Source organism: Timaviella obliquedivisa GSE-PSE-MK23-08B, assembly GCA_019358855.1.
GTDB lineage: Bacteria > Cyanobacteriota > Cyanobacteriia > Elainellales > Elainellaceae > Timaviella > Timaviella obliquedivisa.
In genome coordinates this window covers 499,843-520,447 of record JAHHII010000002.1, presented here as the reverse complement: position 1 = coordinate 520,447, position 20,605 = coordinate 499,843, and the positions used below count along the sequence as shown (strand labels likewise).

Here is a 20,605-nt window from a genome sequence, read left to right as displayed (position 1 = left end):
TCCAGTAGTCAGATTGCTGGGATATGCTTTACTCATATTGCTTTCTCGGTGCTGCGTGCTTTCTATTCGCAGCTTACACTGAGAGAGCTTTTTTACCGACTAGCTGACTTTTCAAACATCCTCTAACTCTTCTAGAGCTTTTACGGTTTGCAATTTCCTCATCCTGGTTCAAGACCTCATAGAGCAGTAAAACTGCCATGTTAGCCTCTTAATTTTAGTGAAAAAGATATTCAGCTTCCTCTTAAATCGGCAGTTCCTAGCTGTCTGTGATCCACAATCAATTAACCATTATTTTGCGTCTCTAGTTGCTGCAAAAACTCTTGAATGGACAAAACAGGTACAGGCGAGCTTAAAAACCCTTGCATATCGCGGGTCAAAATAGCATCTAATCCTTGGGCGACTGCACAAAAAATTTGAACGGCATCTTCAAAATCAGCCAGACCAGATCCGAATGCTGATTCCAAGACTGCTCGGTTAACAGAACAAATGACCATAGCAATCAGCGTTTCTGAGACTGCTTGCCGTGCCTGCTCAACGCTGCGAGTGTGTTTGCGAGAAATATAGAAAATATCTGTGAGTGTTGTTGCCGTTACGTAGCCGACGACTTGACCCGCATCGATCGCTTGAAACAGCCGTTCTGCGTCTTGAAAAAATGGCTCTCGCTGCAACAGGAAATCTAGGACAATATTGGTATCAATTAAAACTCTCACTAAAGGTACTTCTCCACCCGTCGTTCCAACATTGCGGCTACTTCTTCATCCGTCGGTGCAGGTTGATCTGTTTTCAGTAAGCCTCGCATCCGTTGAATAGCGCTAGAGCGGTCAAGCTGAGAAACTGACGTGTCCTGTAAGGACTCAATGATGGCACTTACTAACGCGATGCGATCGCTAGGCGGTAGCTTAAAGACCTGCTCCTTCAGTTCTTGTGGCAACATAAATGACTCCTATACTGGAAGATGTTCACTGCCTATTATCGACGATCGCTTGTAGATGTCTCACAGCGACCCTTGCGATATTTGCAAAGCAGCGCGCTTGTCGCAGCAGTTCAGTTATTGTTCATGGGAAAGGCGACCCTTGCGGTATCTGCGAAGCAGCGCGCTATGCCTTCGTACTGATGGGGTAGGAGTTATTGGACTTGGGCGATCGATTCCTTTTTGCTGTAGCGAAGTTACTGAACAGTCATCGGTTTGACTTTATTCCTCTATTTTAGCTGGGGAAGCCGATCGCCTACCTCAGGCTATGTTAGACCGCGCTGGATACATCAGTATCAAACGGATTCAGCAGATTAAGTTTAGCAATCCAACGAAAATCATCTACGTTTCTGGTGATCAATGTTAACTTATGCACCAATGCAGTCCCTGCAATAATCGCATCTCCTAAAGTCATTCGTCTTTGTTGTCGCAGAGCTACCGCTTGAATCAACACATCTTGCGATATCGGCAGAACTTGAGCAACCTGAAAAAATTCCTCAAAGTACTGACGTTGCTGTTCGGTCAGGAGGTGATAGCCCAATACCTCAAGATAACTGAGGGCTGATACCGCAGGAGAATGCTCAGCAACTAATTCCCGCAACTGAGAATGTTCTGGCTGTGCAGAGTAGATAATAATGTTGCTGTCAAGAAGCACGTTTATCGTCCCACTAATGAACGGTCTTGCCGAGTTTCTTGTTGCCACAAAACTGGATCAATATTACTCAACACTTGAGTAGCAGCAAGATTTGCTAATATTTCAGCCATCCTTTGTCCGCGTGTTTTTGATTCTAGAACTGGGTTGTCGTCAAGAAAGGTGACATGAACTTGGAGCATTTGCTCTCCTAATTCATTAGGCACATCACCAATCCACTCCAAACGACTTCCTTTCAACCAAGCCTTGAATGTTTTCAGCATAGTTGTCTCCCCTAATGCTTAATGGCTCCATGATAACTTGGTAGCAGGATTTGAAAAACAGTGCATGACTGCCTCACTGCTATCCTGACTCAGGACTGAAGCTACTCGAGCATTGCAACTCACCGATCGCCTTTCAACCACGCTACAACAATTTGCTTCATCAGCTAACCTGACGAACAGTAACATCTATGTAGCTCTCCCTTACTGTTTCTAACAACTGAGTTTCGTCAGAAGAGAGTTTAGGATTAGGGAGAAAAAGGCTAATGAAAGGCTAAAGGGCTGAATGCCTAGCAACTTCCATCAGAAAACCTATAGCAAATTGAGGTGTGTTATCTCTAATAAAATTTACAAATTCTTTGAAAGCTCCACCAACTTTCTCCCACCATGTAGGATCTCTCCCCTTGATTTCATCCTGGAGTTTTTTGAGTTCACTGTAGATCTCATCGTGTTTAAGTTGAAAAAATTTTATTCCATCAGGAGTCAGAACACCATGCCTGTTCCAAATCACAGCAAGATTGTCAATGTTGTCCAATATCTTCAGAATCTTTCCATGATGTAGTTCACTGAAGAGTGTTTCTTTAGAATAGACATGGGTTTTGAAGAGCCAGAAACCTTGCTTTTCATGTATGGTGGCTCTAATACGTTGTATTTCGAGATCTACTTTTTTAAACGCCCCCGCCAAGAGAGTTTTCTGCTCGAAGGTATGTGTCTGATAGTTATTGAATCTCTGTAGCATTATAGTTCACCTAGTTTCGAGACTCGTCTATAGATAGCAGTGACAATCAATTGCCAATGAAATCCTTAATTCAAGAGCTTTCGCTAGAAATGCAGGAATGGAAAACGTGAGGTGGAGACACTTTTTCTCGCGCTTGCTTCAATGTCTGAAATCAATTTTTGAATTCCGTTCTGTCCATCGCCCAAAATATCTCCTTTCATTCCCTTGAAATAATCCTCAATGTTTTGCCTTAATTGAGGGCGATTCTTTACCTCTGTGTTATATGTATCTATGGCATCCCAAGCTATGATTGCCACTGTTACAGCGGGTCCAAGAAACTCACCTCCAGCAAAGGCTCCTACAGTCATAGTTTTTGGTTAGTCTTCAATGTGTTTAATTCCGTACTAGCAATCAATCTCCTACTCTCCTACAACAGTCAATGAATCCTGACAAGTAACTTGATTGCACTGTCCTCACCAACAGCCAGCAGCCCAACTATTACTTAGACTGAGTTAGTTCGGCATAACACCCCTAGGAGACAATTAGCCCGAATCAATTCGGCGTAACATTCCATCCGGAGGACTAACCCAAAATTCTTCCCGTATAATATCCCTATTTTTCAGGATTAGCCAGAATTCTTCACATTTTTTCGGACTGTTTTCCTCCTTTTTTCCGTCCAACATCCTTTTCACGCAATTAGACGGAATCAGCCCTGTCATTTCCTAAATCAAGTTCGTTACGAGAAACATTTTTTGCCTCAAATGCCTCTCTTTCGATCGCCCAATCAATAAGTAGAAAAAGGCAAAATCAGATTGAGAGTGCCCTGAATCTAATTGAGAGTGCCTTAAATCTAATTCCCAGTACTCTAAATTAAATTTCACCCGCCCCAACTCTAATTCCGATCGCCCCAACTCAAAAAACAACTAGCCCAATCCTTTCAATCACCCCATCACATCAACTTCTCACCGTATAACCACGATCGCCACCCACTAAATAAGTCAAAAAAGATACAAACCTCATCAGTATCACGGTGAACGATCGCCCCGCCTTACTCATACTGTAGAAAGTGACCAAGCTCAACAACAGGAACCATCTACAATGTCTCGTCAAAAGAAACGGTCATCGCAAATCGTTGAAAAAGCCCAAACTCGCCTAGCAGCCGTCAAATCAATTGATACTAAGCTCGACCTCGGCAACGGCTTCTCTGTCCAAGTTTACTCATCCTTGCTCGAAGATGCCCGGATTAAGATAGAGAAATACAACACCGCTCTCTCTCTTGTCGATGATGCCCATACCGAAATGAGCGCTGCTGAAAAAGCACTGGCAGACCAAACAGAACAAATGCTGATCGCTGTTGCTTACCAATACGGCAAAAACAGCAACGAATACAAAATGGCAGGCGGAACCCGCAAAAGTGATCGCAAGCGCCCCGATCGCAAAGCACAACCAGCCGATGCAGGGGTGAGTGCTAGCGCAATTGCTTAATTGAGAGTCATGATGATGGCGCTGAGTCGGCAATTGACTCAGCGTCTTTTATTAGGGAGCGATCGCCCCTCGCTTCAAGGGCAACATCATGTCACAAAAATCCTTCATCCCCTTGACTTTCACCAACAAACCTCGGTATTCTCCAAAGCTAAGGCTGTGTTCTATTTCACACAGCCAGACCCCAAAAACCTAGCACCGCCCATTGCTGTTAGCGCAGCAGATGGACGGCTAACCCCCAAACTGTACACGCAGTCTGGTGGCTGTCGGAGATTTTAACATCCCCTAGCCGCCCTGATTCGCTACGACTATGATGGGCGGCTAGGTTTTGGGTTTTCTTTACCCAGAAACTCAAAGGATTAATGCAAATGAATACGACATTGCGAAGCAAGCTCCGAAGCAAATTGCCCATTCAGTCAGCGGTTGATGCTCAGAGGTCGGCATCACCTCAGCCCATGCCCCACCGAGAACAATTGGCAGTGCTGCTGATTGGCTCTGCTGAAGGCGTGCGCGAGAACATCCATGAATTACACCAGCGCGGCTATGCTGAGGCTGGAGACTGGAGTGGATTGCTACCTGCGCCTAATCCTGGTGAAGTGATGAGTGTGCTGATCCGTTATCGCTTGGCATAAAGCGCGCTTCGAGATACCCGCAGGGGGTTGCCACCTCAACAGTGGAATGTACTTCTGTCTTCAAGACTTTGGTGCATTCTGCTGATCAGGACATTATTGTGCTACTTCCTAACCTTTAAGGACTCAACAAAAAAGGGCGATCGCCTTGCAGCGATCGCCCTCTCATCAATTCACAGACCTAGTTATAAATCTGACAAATCTTAGTAACCGTAATCATCACCCATGCCGCCGCCGCCAGGAGCAGGAGCGCCATCCTTAGGCTCAGGCTTGTCAACCACAATACATTCTGTGGTTAGCACCATGCCCGCGATCGAAGCAGCATTTTGTAATGCCGAACGAGTTACTTTAGCAGGGTCAACAATGCCCGCCTCAAACATATCCACGAACTCATTGGTTGCCGCGTTAAAGCCCACGTTGAAAGGCTTCTCTTTAACGCGTTCAGCAATAACTGCACCGTTCTGACCTGCGTTCTCAGCAATTCGCTTTAGGGGAGCCGCCAAGGAACGAGCCACAATCAGCGCACCGATCAATTCCTCTTCCTTAAGAGTATCCTTTGCCCATGTTTCCAATTCAGGAGACAAGTGAGCCAAAGTTGTCCCACCACCAGGAACGATCCCTTCTTCAACCGCAGCTTTCGTTGCGTTGATGGCATCTTCCAGGCGTAGCTTCCGATCCTTCATTTCGGTTTCGGTTGCTGCGCCGACTTTAATCACAGCAACACCACCCGACAACTTAGCCAACCGCTCTTGCAGCTTTTCCTTGTCATAGGAAGATTCGGTTTCTTCCATTTGACGACGAATTTGCTCACAACGCGCTTTCACATCAGCTTCGTTGCCTTCAGCCACAATCGTTGTGCTGTCTTTAGTGATGGTGAGACGACGAGCTTTACCCAACTGCTCTAACTTCACTGCATCTAGCTTCAGACCTGCATCTTCGGTGATCACTTGACCGCCTGTAAGAACCGCAATGTCTTCTAGCATGGATTTACGACGATCGCCAAACCCAGGAGCCTTAACAGCAGCTACGTTCAGAACACCGCGTAAACGGTTCACGACCAAGGTTGCCAAAGCTTCCTTCTCAATATCTTCTGCCAAAATTAGCAGAGGACGACCAGAACGAGCAACCTGCTCTAGGACAGGTACCAAGTCCTGAACCAAAGTGATTTTCTTGTCTGTAATTAAGATGTAAGGCTCGTCCAACACGGCTTCCATGCGCTCAGTGTCAGTGGCGAAGTAAGGAGAGATATAGCCTTTGTCAAAGCGCATCCCTTCAGTGACTTCTAGTTCGGTGGTCATCGATTTGCCTTCTTCCAAGGAAATCACGCCTTCCCGACCGACTTTTTCCATCGCTTCAGCAATCATCGCGCCAACTTCTTCGTCGTTACCCGCAGAGATAGAGCCGACTTGAGCGATCGCTTTAGAATCTTCGACTTGGCGAGCGTGCTCAGCAATCTTATCTACCAAGAAAGCCGTTGCTTTGTCTACGCCGCGCTTCAGCGAAATGGCGTTTGCACCCGCTGCTACGTTCCGCAGACCTTCTTTAACCATTGCATGAGCCAAAACGGTTGCTGTAGTGGTGCCGTCGCCTGCTGCATCGTTGGTTTTGGAAGCGGCTTGACGAATCAATGCCACGCCTGTGTTTTCAATGTGATCTTCTAATTCGATCTCTTTGGCGATCGTCACACCGTCATTGACAATTTGAGGAGCGCCAAACTTTTTCTCTAGCACCACATTGCGACCCTTGGGGCCCAACGTCACTGCAACTGCTTCTGCCAGAATATCAATGCCTCTTTCCAGGGCACGACGTGCATTTTCGTTATAAATGATGCGCTTAGCCATAATTTCTTCTCGATTTTAGATTTACGATTTTGGGTTATGAGGCAGGAATTTAAGACTTTGGATTTTAGAACGACTGCTAAAACCCAAAGTCTTCAATAGAACTAATCCACCACTGCCAAAATATCTTTCTCAGACAACAAGACATACTCTTCATTACCGAGTTTGATGTCGGTTCCAGCGTACTTAGAGTAAAGAACCTTGTCGCCAACTTTGACTTCAATTTCTTGACGAGTACCATCGTCGCCACGCTTGCCAGGACCCACAGCAGCGATTTCGCCAACTTGGGGCTTTTCTTTAGCGGTGTCGGGCAGGAAGATCCCACCAGCGGTCTTCTCCTCGGAGGCGCTCACTTTTACAAAGACGCGATCGCCCAGCGGCTTAACCGTAGAAACGCTCAGAGATAGGGCTGCCATATCAAAATTCTCCAGAACACTAGATATTGAAAAGGGTAAAAACGCTTTATTAAAGCGCCAAGTTCGCAGCAGATACTTAGCCCCTTTCGGAACCGTAGAATCGAACCACAAAACTTAAAAACCTTGGGTTAGAGCTTTACTTTAGCACTCTCACCCCACGAGTGCTAATTTAACGGACTGCGGGTTTAACTGCAACAGGGCTACATCATTTTCTTTGTACGGGTTCCCGAACCGTAATTTTTTTAGGACTCACGCACTGGCAACTGCAAATGGCAATTGCACATTGAGATCCTCCCTAACCCTCCTTAAAAAAGAGGGAATCTCAATAGCCCCTTTTTAAGGGGTTAGGGATCTCTTCTGCACAAGTCCTATTTTTATCTCTCCTTTACCAGGTGCTCTCTAACATATCCACTGGATAAAGAATCTTCTCTAGCTCTGGCGACGAAAACCCCATGACCCCATTTTGGTATTAATGCCCTGGTGGCATGTTCCTGGTGCTGCGATTTGCTTAAGTCTTCCTGAGCTAATTTTCTTAAAGGAGAACGAAAATGCCTAGTTCACGTCATAGAACTGCTTTAAGTACAGCTTTTCTAACCGTCTTGGCTTTAATGGTGACATTTCCCTTTAAAGCAGAAATACTAACTGATGTCACCCCAGCTACTGCTATCCCACCTATCACCCTAGCCACTAAGGTTGCGCATCGATAACCACAAAGCTAGAGGAATGCAAAACTCTGACTGATAACTGAAAGTAATGTTTGATCAAAATGTCAGGGCTGACCGGGTAATGTTTAGAGCCGACTGGATATGATGGTGTAAAGACTCAAAATCTGGGTAGATGATTTAATCCTGAGGTATACCTGATGAAGCGTCGCGAATTTGTTAGCTGGGTTGGAGTGAGTGGGGTTATGAGTACTTTACCTGCCACTGTCACAGCTTGTGGACAGCAGACAAGCACGTCTCAAGCGCCCGCTGCACCTGCTGCACCTCGTACAGATGGTTTTGAAGTGGTTGGAACTGTTGCTGATCTGGATCAAAAAGGTCAGATCTTGAATGAAAAGCTGTTACTCGGAAAAGCGTTGGTGGTTCGTGAACCGGATAATCAACTTGTTGCAGTTGACCCTACTTGTAATCATGCGGGTTGCAACGTGGAATGGAAGGCTGATCAAACTTTTATTTGCCCCTGCCATGATTCTAAATTTGCTAATGATGGAAAGCTGTTGCAAGGCCCTGCAACCCAGTCCCTGCCCCTCTACACGGCAAAAATTGAAGGAGATCAGGTACTCGTTAAAAAAGGTTGAACAGAACCTATAAAAATTCCCAACGGAGGAGAGTCCGCTGGGGATTAAAAAGCTTTTAGAAAAATTGATAGTTAGAGTAGCGAACCAATGAGCGACCTATGCGCTGGGAAGGGTAGTGCTGTCGTATGCATCAACGGAGAAGGCTGGGACACGATCGCCAAAATCGGTTTCAATTCCTGTAACAGACACTGCTAGCTTCTCAAAAGACTCGGAGCGCCAGTTGCGAGCATGAATCGGCTTAGTTTGCTCACCTCGAAAATAAGCTTGGGTTCCAATAACAGCAGCAGCAACCCAGGCAATAGCGAACAGAGCAATTAGAATCGTCATGACTTCAACCTTATTCGTGTAACTTCATGTAAATAAACATAACAGATTATTACAAGTTTGTAACAAGCCTTGTCTAATTCTTTTTACAGTGATACTAAAAATTGATGGCTCAACTTCAACGGCTTACCATTGCTGCTAACCAAATATCAGGGCAGCAGATTCAGATTAATGCCCAACAGCGGCACTATTTGCATCATGTATTGCGTCTGAATGAGGGCGATCGCTTTATTGCCATGGATGGACGAGGCAATGGCTGGCTGGCGAGTTTGAAGGAAAATGCTTTGACAGCAGAAATGCTAGAGCCTGTCTTTGCCAAAACCGAGTTGCCTATTTCTGTAACGCTGTTGATTGCCCTGCCCAAAAACGGCATGGATGATATAGTCCGGCAAGCTACTGAGCTTGGAGTAGAGCGCATTTTGCCCATTATTAGCGATCGCACTGTGCTTAAACCCAGCCCCCAAAAAGGCGATCGTTGGCAACGCATCGCCCAAGAAGCCGCCGAGCAATGTGAACGTCAGATCATTCCTCAAGTTTTCTCGCCGATCTCTTGGTCGGAAGCCCTCCAGACCTGGAACTCCACCAGCGCTACCTGTTACCTTTGCGAAGCCCGTGGACATCATCCCCATTTGTTAAACTGTCTCCCAGCAGCGATCGATCGATTGACCGGAGGCTTAAACCCTGAAAGCCACGGTTCTATTGCGTTGGCAACGGGTTCTGAGGGCGGTTGGACTCCAGCAGAAATTGAACGAGCGATCGCGGCTGGTTACCAGCCTGTTTCTCTAGGTTCCCGCATTCTTCGCGCTGTCACTGCACCCTTAGTGGCTCTTTCTTTAGTCGGTGCGGCGTGTGATGCCATGAATTCAAGGGAACGTTTAAGCTAATCAAGCAACATCTGCCACTATGTTTGAATCTGTTGAAGCTGCTCTCGATCGCCAGGATTACAAAACTGCTGCCCAACTCCTCAAGCCTCTACGGCAGCAAAATCCTGACCACCCTTTTGTTCAGCTTTATGTAGGGCGGCTATACGAAGCATTAGGGAAGTTGCCAGCGGCGGCAGCGGCTTATCGACAAATTTTGCAATCTGTCACTCATCCTAAAGTGGTAAACCAGGCGCGGCAAGGACTCCAACGGTTAGAGGCAATTGCTCAAGCGCAGCAGGTCAAAGCAATTTCCCAAGCCACGGCTGACCCTGATCATGCCAAAGTTGGATTTTTGATCTTAGAACCCATTGTGGGTGATGCTCGTCACTTAGCGGCTCAAAGCTTTGCTCGAATTATGAGGATAGATGCCTATACGGCTCGGTTGCAGCTTCCTAGCCGAGGATGGCGATTGTACCGCACAGGGGCGATCGGAGAGCTAGAATTTTATGGACAGCAGCTTCGCAAAGCTGGAATCCCCGCTTTTTGGACTTCCCTAGAGCGACTTCAAGGGGTGCGGGTGCTGCGGGTCAATTATCTTCAAGGGGTTTCGCCGGGGGCAACGGTGATTTGCCAAAATGAGGTAGATCAGACCGGAAGTTTAGCGTTTGATTGGTCTGAGGTGACTCATCGGGTTGAGGGATTGCTGCCAATTTTTGAAGACGTAGTGGATTTAGACAGTCGTAAAAAACTAATGCGTAAAGAGAAAACTCAAGATTACGCACAGGTGTTAGATTTGCATTTGCCAAAACGTCATTGTATTTTGCGATTTTGCGATCGCACCTACCAGTTTCAACAAGGTGTCTTGTTTGAGCAAGACACAGTGGTCAATCACCAGGGTACAACTCGGATACGGTGGAATCTGTTGGCTCACTTTTTGGGCGATCGTCTGGCATCTGTTCCCTGTCGGTCAGACTTTACGGCGTTTGCTGAAACCACTCAAGAACACTTTGCCTTTCTCCAAGCCTTTCCAACCCATATTCATCTCTTTCGCAAAGCCCCAACCTACTGGGATGCCGCTTTTCATCTCTATAGTGGGCTAATTTTTAAGCATTCTTTCAACAAAAATCGGGGCTTATGAAAAACCCCGATCGCTTCATCTGTTAGCTTGTTCGCTGACTCACTCTTACTTACGAGGATTAACTTGTTTTGCCATGTCTTTAAACATGTCGAGGCTAGGGCCGGGACGACGGCGAGGAGTATTGTTAACTTGAAGGGTCGTAGCAAAATTGGTAAGAGTCGGTTCAGGCTTAGGAGCAGGAGTTGCTGAAGCCGCACTAGTACCAGCTTTTTCTGCTTTAGCCCCTTTTTTCTCAGCGGTTGCTTCTTTTAAAGTCTTTTTTACTTTTGATGTTGCCTTAGAAACCTGATCGACAACGGGAGCAAGTCCAGCTTTCGCCTCTTCCTTGATAGCTTTCGCCTCCTCCTTTGATGTCTCTACCACCTTTGATTTTGAGGTCGCCTCCGAGATCTGCTTAACTGTAGGAGCAAGCACAGCTTTCGCCTCCACATGGACTTTTTCGGGATTAGCAGGGTCAATAGACTCAGTGGCAGGCTTAGCTTTGGCGGCAGACTCGGAGTCGGCGGGAGGTGCTTCTAAGATAAATTCAGATTTTTTACCAATGCCCAAAAATTTCAGAACCATTATTGCGATCGCTCCTAATCTATCTAGTCTGTCTAGTCTGTTTTGTAACGGAATTTATAGCAGCCTCATCGGCAAAGGCAAAGCGTAGGGATACCATGAAATATGAATCCTACACCTATGAGCCTATCACGGTAGGGAACACCCTGATGATCAACATTAGGAATTATCTGTCCAACTTGAACAGAACTAAAACGACAGAAGCTAAAGGTTTCCAAACCCCTTCTTTTTCTTCTCTTTCTTCTTCTTTTTAGAAGGATTTGCACCCCCCGGATATCCTCGCCAGCCCGGAGCCTGCCCTTGACTAGCCGCAGGTGCGCCGCCGCCAAACATATCACCCATTCCTGGCATTCCACCCATTCCTGGAAAGTTGCCTTGCCCCATTTGCTGCATCATCGATCGCATTTTTTGGAAGTCGCTGACCAACTTACTAACTGCGTCTAGCCCAAATCCTGCGCCTTTGGCAATGCGGCGGCGGCGGCTGGGTGAACCGGCTAGCAAATCAGGGTCGCGTCGTTCTTCCAGCGTCATTGAACTAATCATGGCTTCTGCTCGCTTCAGTTGCACTTCGCCTTGCTGAAGCTGTTCATCCGAAATTTTGCCGCCCATGCCTGGAATTAGCTTCATAATTCCAGCTAAAGACCCCATGTTTTTCATCATGCGGGTTTGCTTCAAAAAATCGGTAAAGTCAAACTTAGCGCTCAAGATTTTTTCTTGCAGCTTCTCTGCCTCACCAAAATCGACCTCTTCCTGGGCTTTTTCAACCAAAGTCAGCACGTCGCCCATGCCCAAAATTCTAGAAGCCATGCGATCGGGGTAAAACGGCTGCAACGCCTCAACTTTTTCACCGACCCCAATAAATTTAATCGGTTGCCCTGAAATGCGACGGACTGATAGAGCCGCTCCTCCGCGCGTGTCGCCATCCATTTTGGTGAGGATTGCGCCCGTAATGCCAATTTGCTCATGGAAGGTGCGGGTCAGGCTGGCGGCTTCTTGCCCTGTCATCGCATCGACTACCAGCAAAACTTCGTGGGGTTGAACGGCGGCTTTAATTTGCGCCAGTTCATCCATCATGGACTGGTCAATTTGCAGCCGTCCGGCAGTGTCAACAATGACGGTGTTAATGCTGTCGGCTTTGGCTTTGGCAATTCCTTGACGGGCAATTTCTACAGGATTAGCATCACTGCCCATCTCGAAAACGGGCACATTGATTTGCTTACCCAATGTGACTAGCTGGTCGATCGCCGCAGGTCGATAGACATCAGTTGCGACCAGCAGCGTTGTGCGCTCTTGCTTGCGCAGATGAAGCGCCAACTTTGCCGTTGCCGTCGTTTTACCTGTGCCTTGCAAGCCCGCCATCAAAACAACAGTAGGGGCTGAACTAGCTTCTGCCAGGGGCACGTTTGTTTCGCCCATGACAGCAACTAGCTCGTCATAGACCACTTTGATAAATTGCTGGTCGGGGCGAACGCCAGAAACGACCTGTGATCCCTGCGCCTTCTCTTGGATCTCGGCGATGAAGTCTTTAACCACTTGCAGGTTAACATCGGCTTCTAATAAAGCTCGACGGACTTCACGCAGCGCATCCTGAATATTGGAGTCAGAAATTTTGTCCTGTCCCCGGAGCTTTGTCCAGGCAGATTCCAGGCGATCGGCAAGAGCATCAAACATAAGGCATTGTCAGCAGTGTATTTGCAGAAGAAGAGTCAGACTTCTCTACTATTTTAGAGATTTCTGTCCAAAAGGATGAGGTTCTTTGACAAGTGGTCAGAGAATCTATTTTTGATATAAAATTCTATCAATAGTCTGAACCGAGAGGATGAAGCACAATGGCATTTACACAATCTCCCTTACCTTATGACCCAGGTGCGCTTGAAGCTCACAACATGTCAGCGCGTACGTTTGAGTTTCATTACGGCAAGCATCATGCTGCCTATGTGACTAATCTGAACAACTTGGTCAAAGATACTCCCATGGCTGATATGCCGATCGAGGAAGTGATCAAGACAAGCTTTGGTGATGCAGATAAGGCAGGCATTTTCAATAATGCGGCTCAGGTTTGGAATCATACTTTTTTTTGGAGCAGCATGAAGCCCGATGGCGGCGGCACACCGACGGGTGATTTGGCAGCAAAAATTGATAGTGACTTGGGTGGATTTGACAAGCTTAAGGAAGCTTTCAAGACTGCTGCTGCTACTCAGTTTGGGAGTGGTTGGGCTTGGTTAGTGTTGGATAACGGTGCTTTGAAAGTCACTAAGACGGGCAATGCTGAGAACCCTTTGGTGCATGGGCAAACGCCTTTGCTGACGTTAGATGTGTGGGAACATGCCTACTATGTCGATTTTCAAAATCGTAGACCTGACTTTATTTCCAATTACTTGGATCAGTTGGTGAACTGGGATTTTGCTGCTCAAAACTTGGCGGCTTGCAGCTAGGTGTAGCTGAGATCTAAGATTTTCAGAAAATTTGAACCGAGGCGTTTCAATAAGCGTCTCGGTTCCTTGCTTTGTTTGCTACCTTAAAAGGCACTTCAACACTTTTTAGACTTATGGATAGCGAAGATCTGGCAAGATATTTGGAGGCGATCGATGGGATTTCCAAGCCTTGGCTCTTGGCTCAACTTCGGCTTCAGAAGCTTGCAGAGCGTCGTTTGTCGCTAGCGCCTGAACAGTATGAAGCTGAGCTTGCGGATATTCACCAAGATGTGATGAACTTGGGTGAGTGGTGGAAAGGAATTGAAGATGCAGAATTTGGGCAATTGCCTTGACCTGTTTTGGATTCCCCCTGCTAAAATTGCTAAGCCCTACGTCGTCTCAGACTCATGCCCCGAGTTAGAAAAGCTGTGCCCGAAGAAATCAACCTAACCAGCCCACAGTATTACTTTAACCGCGAGCTAAGCTGGCTAGAGTTTAACAACCGTGTTTTGCATGAAGCGTTTGATCCACGCACGCTGCTGCTAGAACGTCTGAAGTTTATGGCGATTTTTAGCTCTAACTTGGACGAGTTTTTTATGGTGCGGGTGGCAGCCCTGAAACAGCAAGTAGAAGCAGAGGTTCATCAACTCTCGCCCGATGGTCGATCGCCCGAAGCGCAAATTGAGGCGATCGCCAGTCGCCTTCTGCCTATGGCACAGCAGCAAAATCGCCACTTTGAGGAAGCAATCCGTCCTCAGCTTGCCGCCAAAGGAATTTACTTACTGAATTACATTGATCTCAACCAAGAGCAGCGGCTCTATTTAAAAAGCTACTTTGAAGAACAAATCTTTCCGGTCTTAACCCCCTTAGCGGTTGATCCGGGGCATCCTTTTCCTCATATTTCCAATCTCAGCCTCAATTTGGCAGTAGTGGTTAAGGATGTTGAGACGAAGGAAGAGCATTTTGCCAGGGTTAAGGTGCCCGATGTTCTGCCTCGGTTCATCGTTTTGCCGCCAGATTTGCAAGTCGAAGTTAAAGGGCGATCGACCGTTTGGACGGGCATTCCCCTAGAGCAAGTGATCGCTCACAACCTTAAGTTTTTGTTTGTGGGGATGGATATTCTGGAGTATTATCCCTTTCGGATTACCCGCAATGCAGATTTTGAATTAGAAGAAGATGAAGCGGAAGATTTATTGCAGGCAATTGAGCAAGAACTTCGCAAGCGACGTTTAGGCGGAATGGCAGTGCGCATGGAGATTCAAGCCAATATCCCTGAGTTTATTCGTCAAACTTTGAAAGAAGAGTTGGAACTGACTGAAAGCGACATTTACGAAGTTGAAGGGCTGCTAGGGCTAAGAGATTTAATGGCATTGATGGCGCTGCCAGTTCCTAAGCTGAAAGATAATCCTCGTACTGTGATTACACCGCCTCGTCTCCGAAGAACGAATGAGTTAACGCTTGAAAAACTGGCAGCACCGACTGAAGATAAGGAAGACATTTTTTCGGTGATTCGTCGAGGCGATGTATTTTTGCATCATCCTTACTTTTCTTTTGGTAGATCGGTTCAAACGTTTATTACGCAGGCAGCTTTTGATCCGAATGTGCTGGCAATTAAGATGACTCTCTATCGCACTGCTGGCGATTCTCCAATTATTAACGCGCTGATGTCTGCTGCCGAGAATGGTAAGCAGGTGGCGGTGCTGGTGGAACTGAAGGCTCGATTTGATGAGGAGAATAATATTCACCGGGCACGCAAACTAGAGAGTGCGGGCGTGCATGTGGTTTATGGGTTGATGGGTTTGAAAACTCATACTAAGGTAATTTTGGTGGTGCGGCGGGAGGGCGACCCTCGCGGTAACGGCGAAGCCGCGCGCATTCGCCGTTATTTCCACATCGGGACAGGCAACTACAACCACAAAACCGCACGGCTCTATACTGACGTGGGCTTGCTAAGTTGCCGAGAAGATTTGGGAGCCGACTTAACGGATTTATTCAATTATTTGACAGGTTACTCCCGGCAACGCAGCTATCGCAAACTCCTGGTGGCTCCCGTTAATTTGCGCGATCGCATGGTGACGCTGATTCGGCGAGAAGTTGAGCACGCTCAGGGCAATCGCCATGCCCGCATTGTGGCAAAAATGAATGCACTGGTTGATCCACAAATGATTCAAGCCTTGTACCAAGCTTCTCAAGCGGGCGTGAAAGTTGACCTGATCATTCGTGGCATTTGCTGTCTGCGTCCTGGAGTCCCTGGCGTTAGCGATAATATTAAGGTGATCAGTATTGTCGGGCGGTATTTAGAACACTCGCGGATCTTTTACTTCCATAATGATGGACAGGAAGAAGTTTTCATTGGCAGCGCCGACTGGATGCCCCGCAACCTCGATCGCCGAGTCGAAGTAATTACCCCTGTTGAAGACCCAGAAATTACAAAAGATATTCAAGAAATTTTAGGCATTATGCTGGCAGACAACCGCCACGCCTGGGACTTACAACCCGATGGACACTACATCCAACGCCGACCTAGCTCGCCTGGCACTGAGCAAGATTCGCAAACAGTGTTTATGGAGACGGCAGCACAAACAACGGGCGCGCCGTAACCGAAAAAGGGGCAAGGCGATCGCAGAGGGGCTGATTAAGTTTAAGTTGGTATCAATGCTGGCTTGAACAAAGGGGGAACTCAGAGTAGGCTAAAATTCAAGTTAAGTTTTATCGGCTGGGGGAAATCGGCGTGGTTAGTTTGGACTCAGAGCAACTTGACCAACTCAAAGCAATTGGTACCTTCCTGGGCGAAGTGCGCGAAGAGGAGGGGCGAACCTTAGAGGATATTGCCACTAAGACTTATATTCCGCTGCGGTTATTAAAGGCGATCGAGGCAGGACAGGAACAAGTTTTGCCTGAACCCGTTTTTGTCCAAGGCTTTATTCGACGCTATGGCGATGCTTTAGGGTTAGACGGCAGCGAACTATCCAAACGGTTTCCGGTTAATGCAGTTCCCGTTATCTCTGCTTTTACAGCCCACCAAGAATCTAAAACAGCTCTGCCTGACCCCGAACCAGGGAATGCCTATGTTCCCTCGACAACGACCGTGTGGCAGCCCGCAGAACTACCTTCTTCTCGTCCTCCGTATTTACTCATTGGCGGCATTGCCCTGGCAGCTTTGGCAGGTCTTGTCTTTGGTGTTATTGCCCCTCGCCTAAAACCCAGCGCCCCGATCGCCAAGACTCCTGTTTCTCAGCCATCTCAAGCTGTTAAGCCTGCTGCTCCGGCTGTAACTCCGGTTCCATCGCCTGCTGTCTCTACGCCAGAGGAAACTCCTGTAACGGCAAGTCCAACGCCTTCTGTCACCCCGATCGCCTCTCCTCCCGCCGACCCTAATTCTCCAGTCTCTATTGATGTGAAGCTTACCGAGCGGGCATGGGTGCAAGTTGTCGTGGATGGCGCTGTGGAGTTTGAAGGAATTCTAGAAAAAGGTGCCCAGGAGAATTGGGCAGGAAAGGAGTCTATTATCATCTCTTCAGGGAATGCGGGAGGCGTTTCGGTTGCTTTTAACAAGGGAGAAGCCACAACGATGGGTCAATTAGGGGAGATTGAAGAAAAAACTTACACAGCGAAGGGTCTTCAGTAAGTAACTTGGGCTGAGATTCCTTCCAACGTTTATACATCAATGAGGGTCGTGAAGGGAAGCGATTCTAGGCGTTGCCAAATGAAAGTATAAATCGGCTCAAAGTCCTTTCCTTTCAGGAAAAGGCTTAAGGAAAGAGCTATCTCGGTGCGTTGCCGACTTAACCTAACTCCTAGGCTTTCCTACGAGGGCAGAGGAGCCAGACTTTCATCCTGCAATTCAGCAATGCCCGATTAAATTGACGCATGATCTGTTTAATCCGTCAATTTAATCCGTCAATTGTTGAGATTAAAGTACAGCACATCACTGTTGATAACCTAACGATCGCTGTGAGTTTGGATTCTTTTGTAAATATAGTTTTAATGCGCTGGCAGTAAAACTTAGATCTTGAGGCAAACGCTTTGTCCTCTTCTGACGATCGCGCCTGTTCAAATTTTTGCAATGCCACATCTGAGTTTAGTTTAACGGTCTACTTTCCCTACATCTTCTGAAGACAGAGAGCTTCAAGAGAATGTAACTTTTCATATAGTAATGTCTAAACCGTTGCTAAACCTGTGTTCAGGTTGTTGCTTAACTGTGTTTTATATCAGTTATTAATCTAACCTAAATCTATTCTTGTCGATTCAATAGCACGTTCTTAATGTTGTGATGGGATGCTGTGTTGGCATCGTAGGCAGGGTGTATGGATTACTTGTTCCTAAGTGTGATCGGTGACACACGAGTCACCGTATTTTTTGTTTGTGCATTTTACTCCCTGAATTGACAACATGACAGAACTTAAAGGATTTGCTTCTCTACCTGCGGATACCTTTGCGGCTGGACCTCAGTCGGGTAAGGATATTACGACGACTAACCGGACTACTCCTTTTGCAGGTCAGCCTGTACAAGGTTTTAGCGGAGTGCAATTTGCTGATCAAGATTCGTTTTGGTTTTTGGCGGACAATGGGTTTGGTGCTAAGGCAAATAGTTCAGATTTTTTGCTACGAATTTACCAAGTTGACCCCAATTATCGGGGTGTGGAAGCGGGTGATGGCAGCGTCACTGTAGGCAACTTTATCCAGCTTGCTGACCCTGATCAGAAGGTTCCCTTCAAGATTACGAATGATGGAACGGCAGAGCGCTTGCTAACTGGAGCAGACTTTGATATTGAGTCGTTTGTGTTAGCAGCAGATGGCACGATTTGGGTGGGGGATGAGTTTGGCCCTTATTTACTGCATTTTGACACGTCTGGCAAACTGTTGGAGGCTCCGATCGCCACTCCTAATTTCGCTAATTTTAAGACGTTGAATGGTCAAGTGCCTTTGGTGCTAGGACATCGGGGCGCAAGCGGTGAGCGTCCAGAACATACGCTGGCTTCCTATGAATTGGCGATCGCCCAGGGCGCTGATTTTATTGAGCCAGATTTAGTTTCTACAAAAGACGGCGTGCTGGTTGCGCGTCATGAAAACGAGATTTCTGGGACAACGGACGTGGCTTTGCGTCCAGAATTTGCAGACCGTAAGGCGACCAAAATCATTGACGGAACGTCTTTCACGGGCTGGTTTGCTGAAGATTTCACGTTGGCAGAAATCAAGACTTTGCGGGCGATCGAGCGGTTGCCGTTTAGGGATCAATCTTTCAACGGTCAGTTTGAAGTTCCAACGCTGCAAGAAATTATTGATCTGGCAAAGCAGAAGAGTATTGAGACAGGGCGGACGATTGGAATTTATCCTGAAACGAAGCATCCGACTTATCACGATTCAATTGGGCTTTCGTTGGAAGAGCCGTTGGTTGAAATTTTGAAGACAAATGGGCTGGATAAAAAGGGTTCTGCGGTCTTTATTCAATCTTTCGAGGTTGGGAACCTGAAGGAGTTGAATACACTGATTGACGCGCCTTTGGTGCAGCTTTTTGATGCCGCAGATATAGCCTTGGATGGAACGCTGATTGAAACTCGTCCGGCTGATTTTGTGGTGAGTGGTGATCAACGGACATATGGAGATTTGCGATCGCCTGAGGGACTGAAAGAAATTGCGACCTACGCCGATGGAATTGGCCCTTGGAAACGCATGATTGTTTCGGTGAAGGGAACAGATGCGGACGGCGATGGCAAAGCGGATGATGTCAACAAAGATGGATTGGTGAATGATGCCGACAAGACAACAACTGCGCCAACAACGCTAATCCAGGATGCCCACAGCGCAGGTTTGCAAGTTCATCCTTACACGTTTAGAAATGAACCTCAGTATTTAGCAGCAGATTACAACGGTAATCCTGAGGCGGAGTACAGACAGTTTATTTCATTGGGTGTGGATGCTTTCTTTACTGATTTCCCCGCAACCGGAGATAAAGTGAGAGATCAGGCTGCTGCCGATCAAGTGCGATCGCCCGATAACCCGGCTGTCCTGGCAGGAACACAACTCGCGAATCTAGGCGGCTCTAGAGGCTTCGAGGGAATGGCGATCAATGCCGATAAAACGAAGCTGTATCCTCTGCTAGAAGGCTCTGTAGTTGGTGATCCTAGCAATGCTCTGCGGATTCACCAGTACGATGTGACTTCTAAAAAATATGAAGGATTGGTGGGATATTACAAACTGGAAAATCCTGCGAATGCGATCGGGGATATTACCGTTGTGAATAACAATGAGTACCTGGTGATTGAACGGGATAATAACCAGGCTGATGCTGCAAAATTCAAGAAAATCTACAAGGTAGATTTCTCGAAAAAGGATGCCAACGGCTACGTGGCAAAAGAAGAGGTTGCAGATCTGTTGAACATTGCTGATCCTCAGGATCTCAATCAAGACGGTAGCACCACTTACAAGATGCCATTTCAGACCATTGAGAATGTATTGGTAATTGACTCTCAGACAATCTTGGTTGCTAACGACAACAACTATCCGTTCTCGGTCGGTAGACCTCCGGCGATCGATAATAACGAGCAAATTCTGTTGACATTGGATCAGCCGCTCAATGTTGATCCAAGAGTTGGGCTGGCAGGTTTGAGTGCGGTTTTCGGCAACGATATTCTTTTTGCGGGTTCTGGCAACAACATCCGGGGCAGTGCAGGCAATGACACTATCTATGTGGTTTCCAGTAACAACATGATTGATACAGGTGTTGGCGAAGATACCGTTACTGTTTTAAGCGGTGGTAAGAACACCTTCACTTTAAATGCAGGTGTTGGATCGTTGACCGTCAACGGCTTTAATTCTGATGCTAGGTTCAAGCTTGGCACAGGCTTGGCTGTAGCTGATGTGCAATTAACTCTGAGCGGTGGTAACACACTGGTCAGCAAGGGTGATGATCTATTGGCGACCTTAGCTGGAACCATTCTCTCAGCCTTGCCTTTTTAATTGAGTCAATTAAGTGATTCAGCGATCGCTCCTGCTTAACGGTAGGGGCGATCGCTACTTATAGGATATTTATAAAACGC

Annotated in this window: 23 protein-coding genes; 12 read left to right on the top strand and 11 right to left on the bottom strand. The window is 47.0% G+C overall.

The window, feature by feature from the left end; all coding sequences use genetic code 11:
• Positions 1-281: 281 nt before the first annotated feature.
• From KME11_05895 to KME11_05870, 6 genes are all read right to left on the bottom strand, one after another.
• Entirely contained in the window at positions 282-710 is a 429-nt protein-coding gene (locus tag KME11_05895; protein ID MBW4514740.1) for a PIN domain-containing protein, read from the bottom strand.
• Positions 710-934, bottom strand: a complete 225-nt coding sequence (locus tag KME11_05890) for a hypothetical protein (GenBank protein MBW4514739.1) — start codon at positions 932-934, stop codon at positions 710-712. Before KME11_05890 ends, KME11_05895 begins: the two co-directional genes overlap by 1 nt.
• 307 nt (positions 935-1,241) lie before the next feature.
• On the bottom strand, positions 1,242-1,625 hold the full coding sequence (locus KME11_05885; protein ID MBW4514738.1) for a type II toxin-antitoxin system VapC family toxin: 384 nt from the start codon (positions 1,623-1,625) through the stop codon (positions 1,242-1,244).
• Between the two features lie 2 nt (positions 1,626-1,627).
• Positions 1,628-1,885 carry a hypothetical protein gene (locus tag KME11_05880; GenBank protein ID MBW4514737.1) on the bottom strand — a complete coding sequence of 86 codons (258 nt, stop codon included), beginning with the start codon at positions 1,883-1,885 and terminating at the stop codon, positions 1,628-1,630.
• 271 nt (positions 1,886-2,156) lie between these two features.
• A complete protein-coding gene (locus KME11_05875; GenBank protein ID MBW4514736.1) occupies positions 2,157-2,567 on the bottom strand; it encodes a hypothetical protein in 411 nt (136 codons plus the stop codon).
• 137 nt (positions 2,568-2,704) lie between these two features.
• On the bottom strand, positions 2,705-2,968 hold the full coding sequence (locus tag KME11_05870) for a hypothetical protein (GenBank protein ID MBW4514735.1): 264 nt from the start codon (positions 2,966-2,968) through the stop codon (positions 2,705-2,707).
• 730 nt (positions 2,969-3,698) lie between these two features.
• Between KME11_05870 and KME11_05865 the strand changes: the two genes are divergently transcribed.
• From KME11_05865 to KME11_05855, 3 genes are all read left to right on the top strand, one after another.
• Positions 3,699-4,085, top strand: coding sequence for a hypothetical protein (locus KME11_05865; protein ID MBW4514734.1), 387 nt, complete (start codon positions 3,699-3,701; stop codon positions 4,083-4,085).
• 9 nt (positions 4,086-4,094) lie between these two features.
• The gene (locus tag KME11_05860) at positions 4,095-4,361 is read left to right on the top strand and encodes a hypothetical protein (GenBank protein ID MBW4514733.1); all 267 of its coding nucleotides are present in this window, start codon (positions 4,095-4,097) and stop codon (positions 4,359-4,361) included.
• A gap of 89 nt (positions 4,362-4,450) precedes the next feature.
• Entirely contained in the window at positions 4,451-4,714 is a 264-nt protein-coding gene (locus KME11_05855; GenBank protein MBW4514732.1) for a hypothetical protein, read from the top strand.
• 200 nt (positions 4,715-4,914) lie between these two features.
• On the opposite strand, the gene groL is transcribed toward KME11_05855, so the two are convergent.
• Complete coding sequence (gene groL / locus KME11_05850) at positions 4,915-6,552, bottom strand: chaperonin GroEL (protein MBW4514731.1); 1,638 nt, start codon at positions 6,550-6,552, stop codon at positions 4,915-4,917.
• A 101-nt stretch (positions 6,553-6,653) separates the two neighbouring features.
• The gene (gene groES / locus KME11_05845; GenBank protein MBW4514730.1) at positions 6,654-6,965 is read right to left on the bottom strand and encodes a co-chaperone GroES; all 312 of its coding nucleotides are present in this window, start codon (positions 6,963-6,965) and stop codon (positions 6,654-6,656) included.
• 548 nt (positions 6,966-7,513) lie between these two features.
• Here groES and KME11_05840 point away from each other — a divergent pair.
• Positions 7,514-7,672 carry a hypothetical protein gene (locus KME11_05840; protein MBW4514729.1) on the top strand — a complete coding sequence of 53 codons (159 nt, stop codon included), beginning with the start codon at positions 7,514-7,516 and terminating at the stop codon, positions 7,670-7,672.
• A gap of 155 nt (positions 7,673-7,827) precedes the next feature.
• On the top strand, positions 7,828-8,265 hold the full coding sequence (locus tag KME11_05835) for a Rieske (2Fe-2S) protein (GenBank protein ID MBW4514728.1): 438 nt from the start codon (positions 7,828-7,830) through the stop codon (positions 8,263-8,265).
• 96 nt (positions 8,266-8,361) lie between these two features.
• Here the strand turns inward: KME11_05835 and KME11_05830 are convergent, their stop codons facing one another.
• Positions 8,362-8,592, bottom strand: a complete 231-nt coding sequence (locus KME11_05830; protein ID MBW4514727.1) for a hypothetical protein — start codon at positions 8,590-8,592, stop codon at positions 8,362-8,364.
• A gap of 104 nt (positions 8,593-8,696) precedes the next feature.
• Here KME11_05830 and KME11_05825 point away from each other — a divergent pair, with 104 nt between their 5' ends.
• Together KME11_05825 and KME11_05820 are read left to right on the top strand one after the other, a co-directional pair.
• Positions 8,697-9,473, top strand: a complete 777-nt coding sequence (locus KME11_05825; GenBank protein MBW4514726.1) for a 16S rRNA (uracil(1498)-N(3))-methyltransferase — start codon at positions 8,697-8,699, stop codon at positions 9,471-9,473.
• Between the two features lie 19 nt (positions 9,474-9,492).
• A complete protein-coding gene (locus KME11_05820) occupies positions 9,493-10,590 on the top strand; it encodes a tetratricopeptide repeat protein (GenBank protein ID MBW4514725.1) in 1,098 nt (365 codons plus the stop codon).
• A gap of 45 nt (positions 10,591-10,635) precedes the next feature.
• Here the strand turns inward: KME11_05820 and KME11_05815 are convergent, their stop codons facing one another.
• Positions 10,636-11,154, bottom strand: a complete 519-nt coding sequence (locus KME11_05815; protein ID MBW4514724.1) for a hypothetical protein — start codon at positions 11,152-11,154, stop codon at positions 10,636-10,638.
• Between the two features lie 201 nt (positions 11,155-11,355).
• Positions 11,356-12,822 carry a signal recognition particle protein gene (gene ffh / locus KME11_05810; protein MBW4514723.1) on the bottom strand — a complete coding sequence of 489 codons (1,467 nt, stop codon included), beginning with the start codon at positions 12,820-12,822 and terminating at the stop codon, positions 11,356-11,358.
• A 158-nt stretch (positions 12,823-12,980) separates the two neighbouring features.
• Between ffh and KME11_05805 the strand changes: the two genes are divergently transcribed.
• The 5 genes from KME11_05805 (at position 12,981) to KME11_05785 (ending at position 20,525) form a co-directional block, all read left to right on the top strand.
• Positions 12,981-13,586, top strand: coding sequence for a superoxide dismutase (locus KME11_05805; protein ID MBW4514722.1), 606 nt, complete (start codon positions 12,981-12,983; stop codon positions 13,584-13,586).
• A gap of 113 nt (positions 13,587-13,699) precedes the next feature.
• The gene (locus KME11_05800) at positions 13,700-13,918 is read left to right on the top strand and encodes a hypothetical protein (protein MBW4514721.1); all 219 of its coding nucleotides are present in this window, start codon (positions 13,700-13,702) and stop codon (positions 13,916-13,918) included.
• Between the two features lie 54 nt (positions 13,919-13,972).
• Positions 13,973-16,165, top strand: coding sequence for a polyphosphate kinase 1 (gene ppk1, locus KME11_05795; GenBank protein ID MBW4514720.1), 2,193 nt, complete (start codon positions 13,973-13,975; stop codon positions 16,163-16,165).
• A gap of 131 nt (positions 16,166-16,296) precedes the next feature.
• Positions 16,297-17,193: a DUF4115 domain-containing protein gene (locus tag KME11_05790; protein ID MBW4514719.1), complete on the top strand. Its 897-nt coding sequence runs from the start codon at positions 16,297-16,299 to the stop codon at positions 17,191-17,193.
• Between the two features lie 764 nt (positions 17,194-17,957).
• On the top strand, positions 17,958-20,525 hold the full coding sequence (locus KME11_05785; protein MBW4514718.1) for an esterase-like activity of phytase family protein: 2,568 nt from the start codon (positions 17,958-17,960) through the stop codon (positions 20,523-20,525).
• The last annotated feature ends 80 nt before the right edge of the window (positions 20,526-20,605 follow it).

Excerpts from the sequence above, each read along its gene's own strand:
- KME11_05880 (MBW4514737.1), bottom strand. The coding sequence starts at position 1,885 with ATGCTGAAAACATTCAAGGCTTGGTTGAAAGGAAGTCGTTTGGAGTGG.
- KME11_05830 (MBW4514727.1), bottom strand. The coding sequence starts at position 8,592 with ATGACGATTCTAATTGCTCTGTTCGCTATTGCCTGGGTTGCTGCTGCT.
- groES (MBW4514730.1), bottom strand. The coding sequence starts at position 6,965 with ATGGCAGCCCTATCTCTGAGCGTTTCTACGGTTAAGCCGCTGGGCGAT.
- KME11_05865 (MBW4514734.1), top strand. The coding sequence starts at position 3,699 with ATGTCTCGTCAAAAGAAACGGTCATCGCAAATCGTTGAAAAAGCCCAA.
- KME11_05860 (MBW4514733.1), top strand. The coding sequence starts at position 4,095 with ATGATGATGGCGCTGAGTCGGCAATTGACTCAGCGTCTTTTATTAGGG.
- ffh (MBW4514723.1), bottom strand. The coding sequence starts at position 12,822 with ATGTTTGATGCTCTTGCCGATCGCCTGGAATCTGCCTGGACAAAGCTC.
- KME11_05800 (MBW4514721.1), top strand. The coding sequence starts at position 13,700 with ATGGATAGCGAAGATCTGGCAAGATATTTGGAGGCGATCGATGGGATT.
- KME11_05870 (MBW4514735.1), bottom strand. The coding sequence starts at position 2,968 with ATGACTGTAGGAGCCTTTGCTGGAGGTGAGTTTCTTGGACCCGCTGTA.
- ppk1 (MBW4514720.1), top strand. The coding sequence starts at position 13,973 with ATGCCCCGAGTTAGAAAAGCTGTGCCCGAAGAAATCAACCTAACCAGC.
- KME11_05785 (MBW4514718.1), top strand. The coding sequence starts at position 17,958 with ATGACAGAACTTAAAGGATTTGCTTCTCTACCTGCGGATACCTTTGCG.
- groL (MBW4514731.1), bottom strand. The coding sequence starts at position 6,552 with ATGGCTAAGCGCATCATTTATAACGAAAATGCACGTCGTGCCCTGGAA.
- KME11_05835 (MBW4514728.1), top strand. The coding sequence starts at position 7,828 with ATGAAGCGTCGCGAATTTGTTAGCTGGGTTGGAGTGAGTGGGGTTATG.
- KME11_05815 (MBW4514724.1), bottom strand. The coding sequence starts at position 11,154 with ATGGTTCTGAAATTTTTGGGCATTGGTAAAAAATCTGAATTTATCTTA.
- KME11_05855 (MBW4514732.1), top strand. The coding sequence starts at position 4,451 with ATGAATACGACATTGCGAAGCAAGCTCCGAAGCAAATTGCCCATTCAG.
- KME11_05840 (MBW4514729.1), top strand. The coding sequence starts at position 7,514 with ATGCCTAGTTCACGTCATAGAACTGCTTTAAGTACAGCTTTTCTAACC.
- KME11_05805 (MBW4514722.1), top strand. The coding sequence starts at position 12,981 with ATGGCATTTACACAATCTCCCTTACCTTATGACCCAGGTGCGCTTGAA.
- KME11_05820 (MBW4514725.1), top strand. The coding sequence starts at position 9,493 with ATGTTTGAATCTGTTGAAGCTGCTCTCGATCGCCAGGATTACAAAACT.
- KME11_05890 (MBW4514739.1), bottom strand. The coding sequence starts at position 934 with ATGTTGCCACAAGAACTGAAGGAGCAGGTCTTTAAGCTACCGCCTAGC.
- KME11_05825 (MBW4514726.1), top strand. The coding sequence starts at position 8,697 with ATGGCTCAACTTCAACGGCTTACCATTGCTGCTAACCAAATATCAGGG.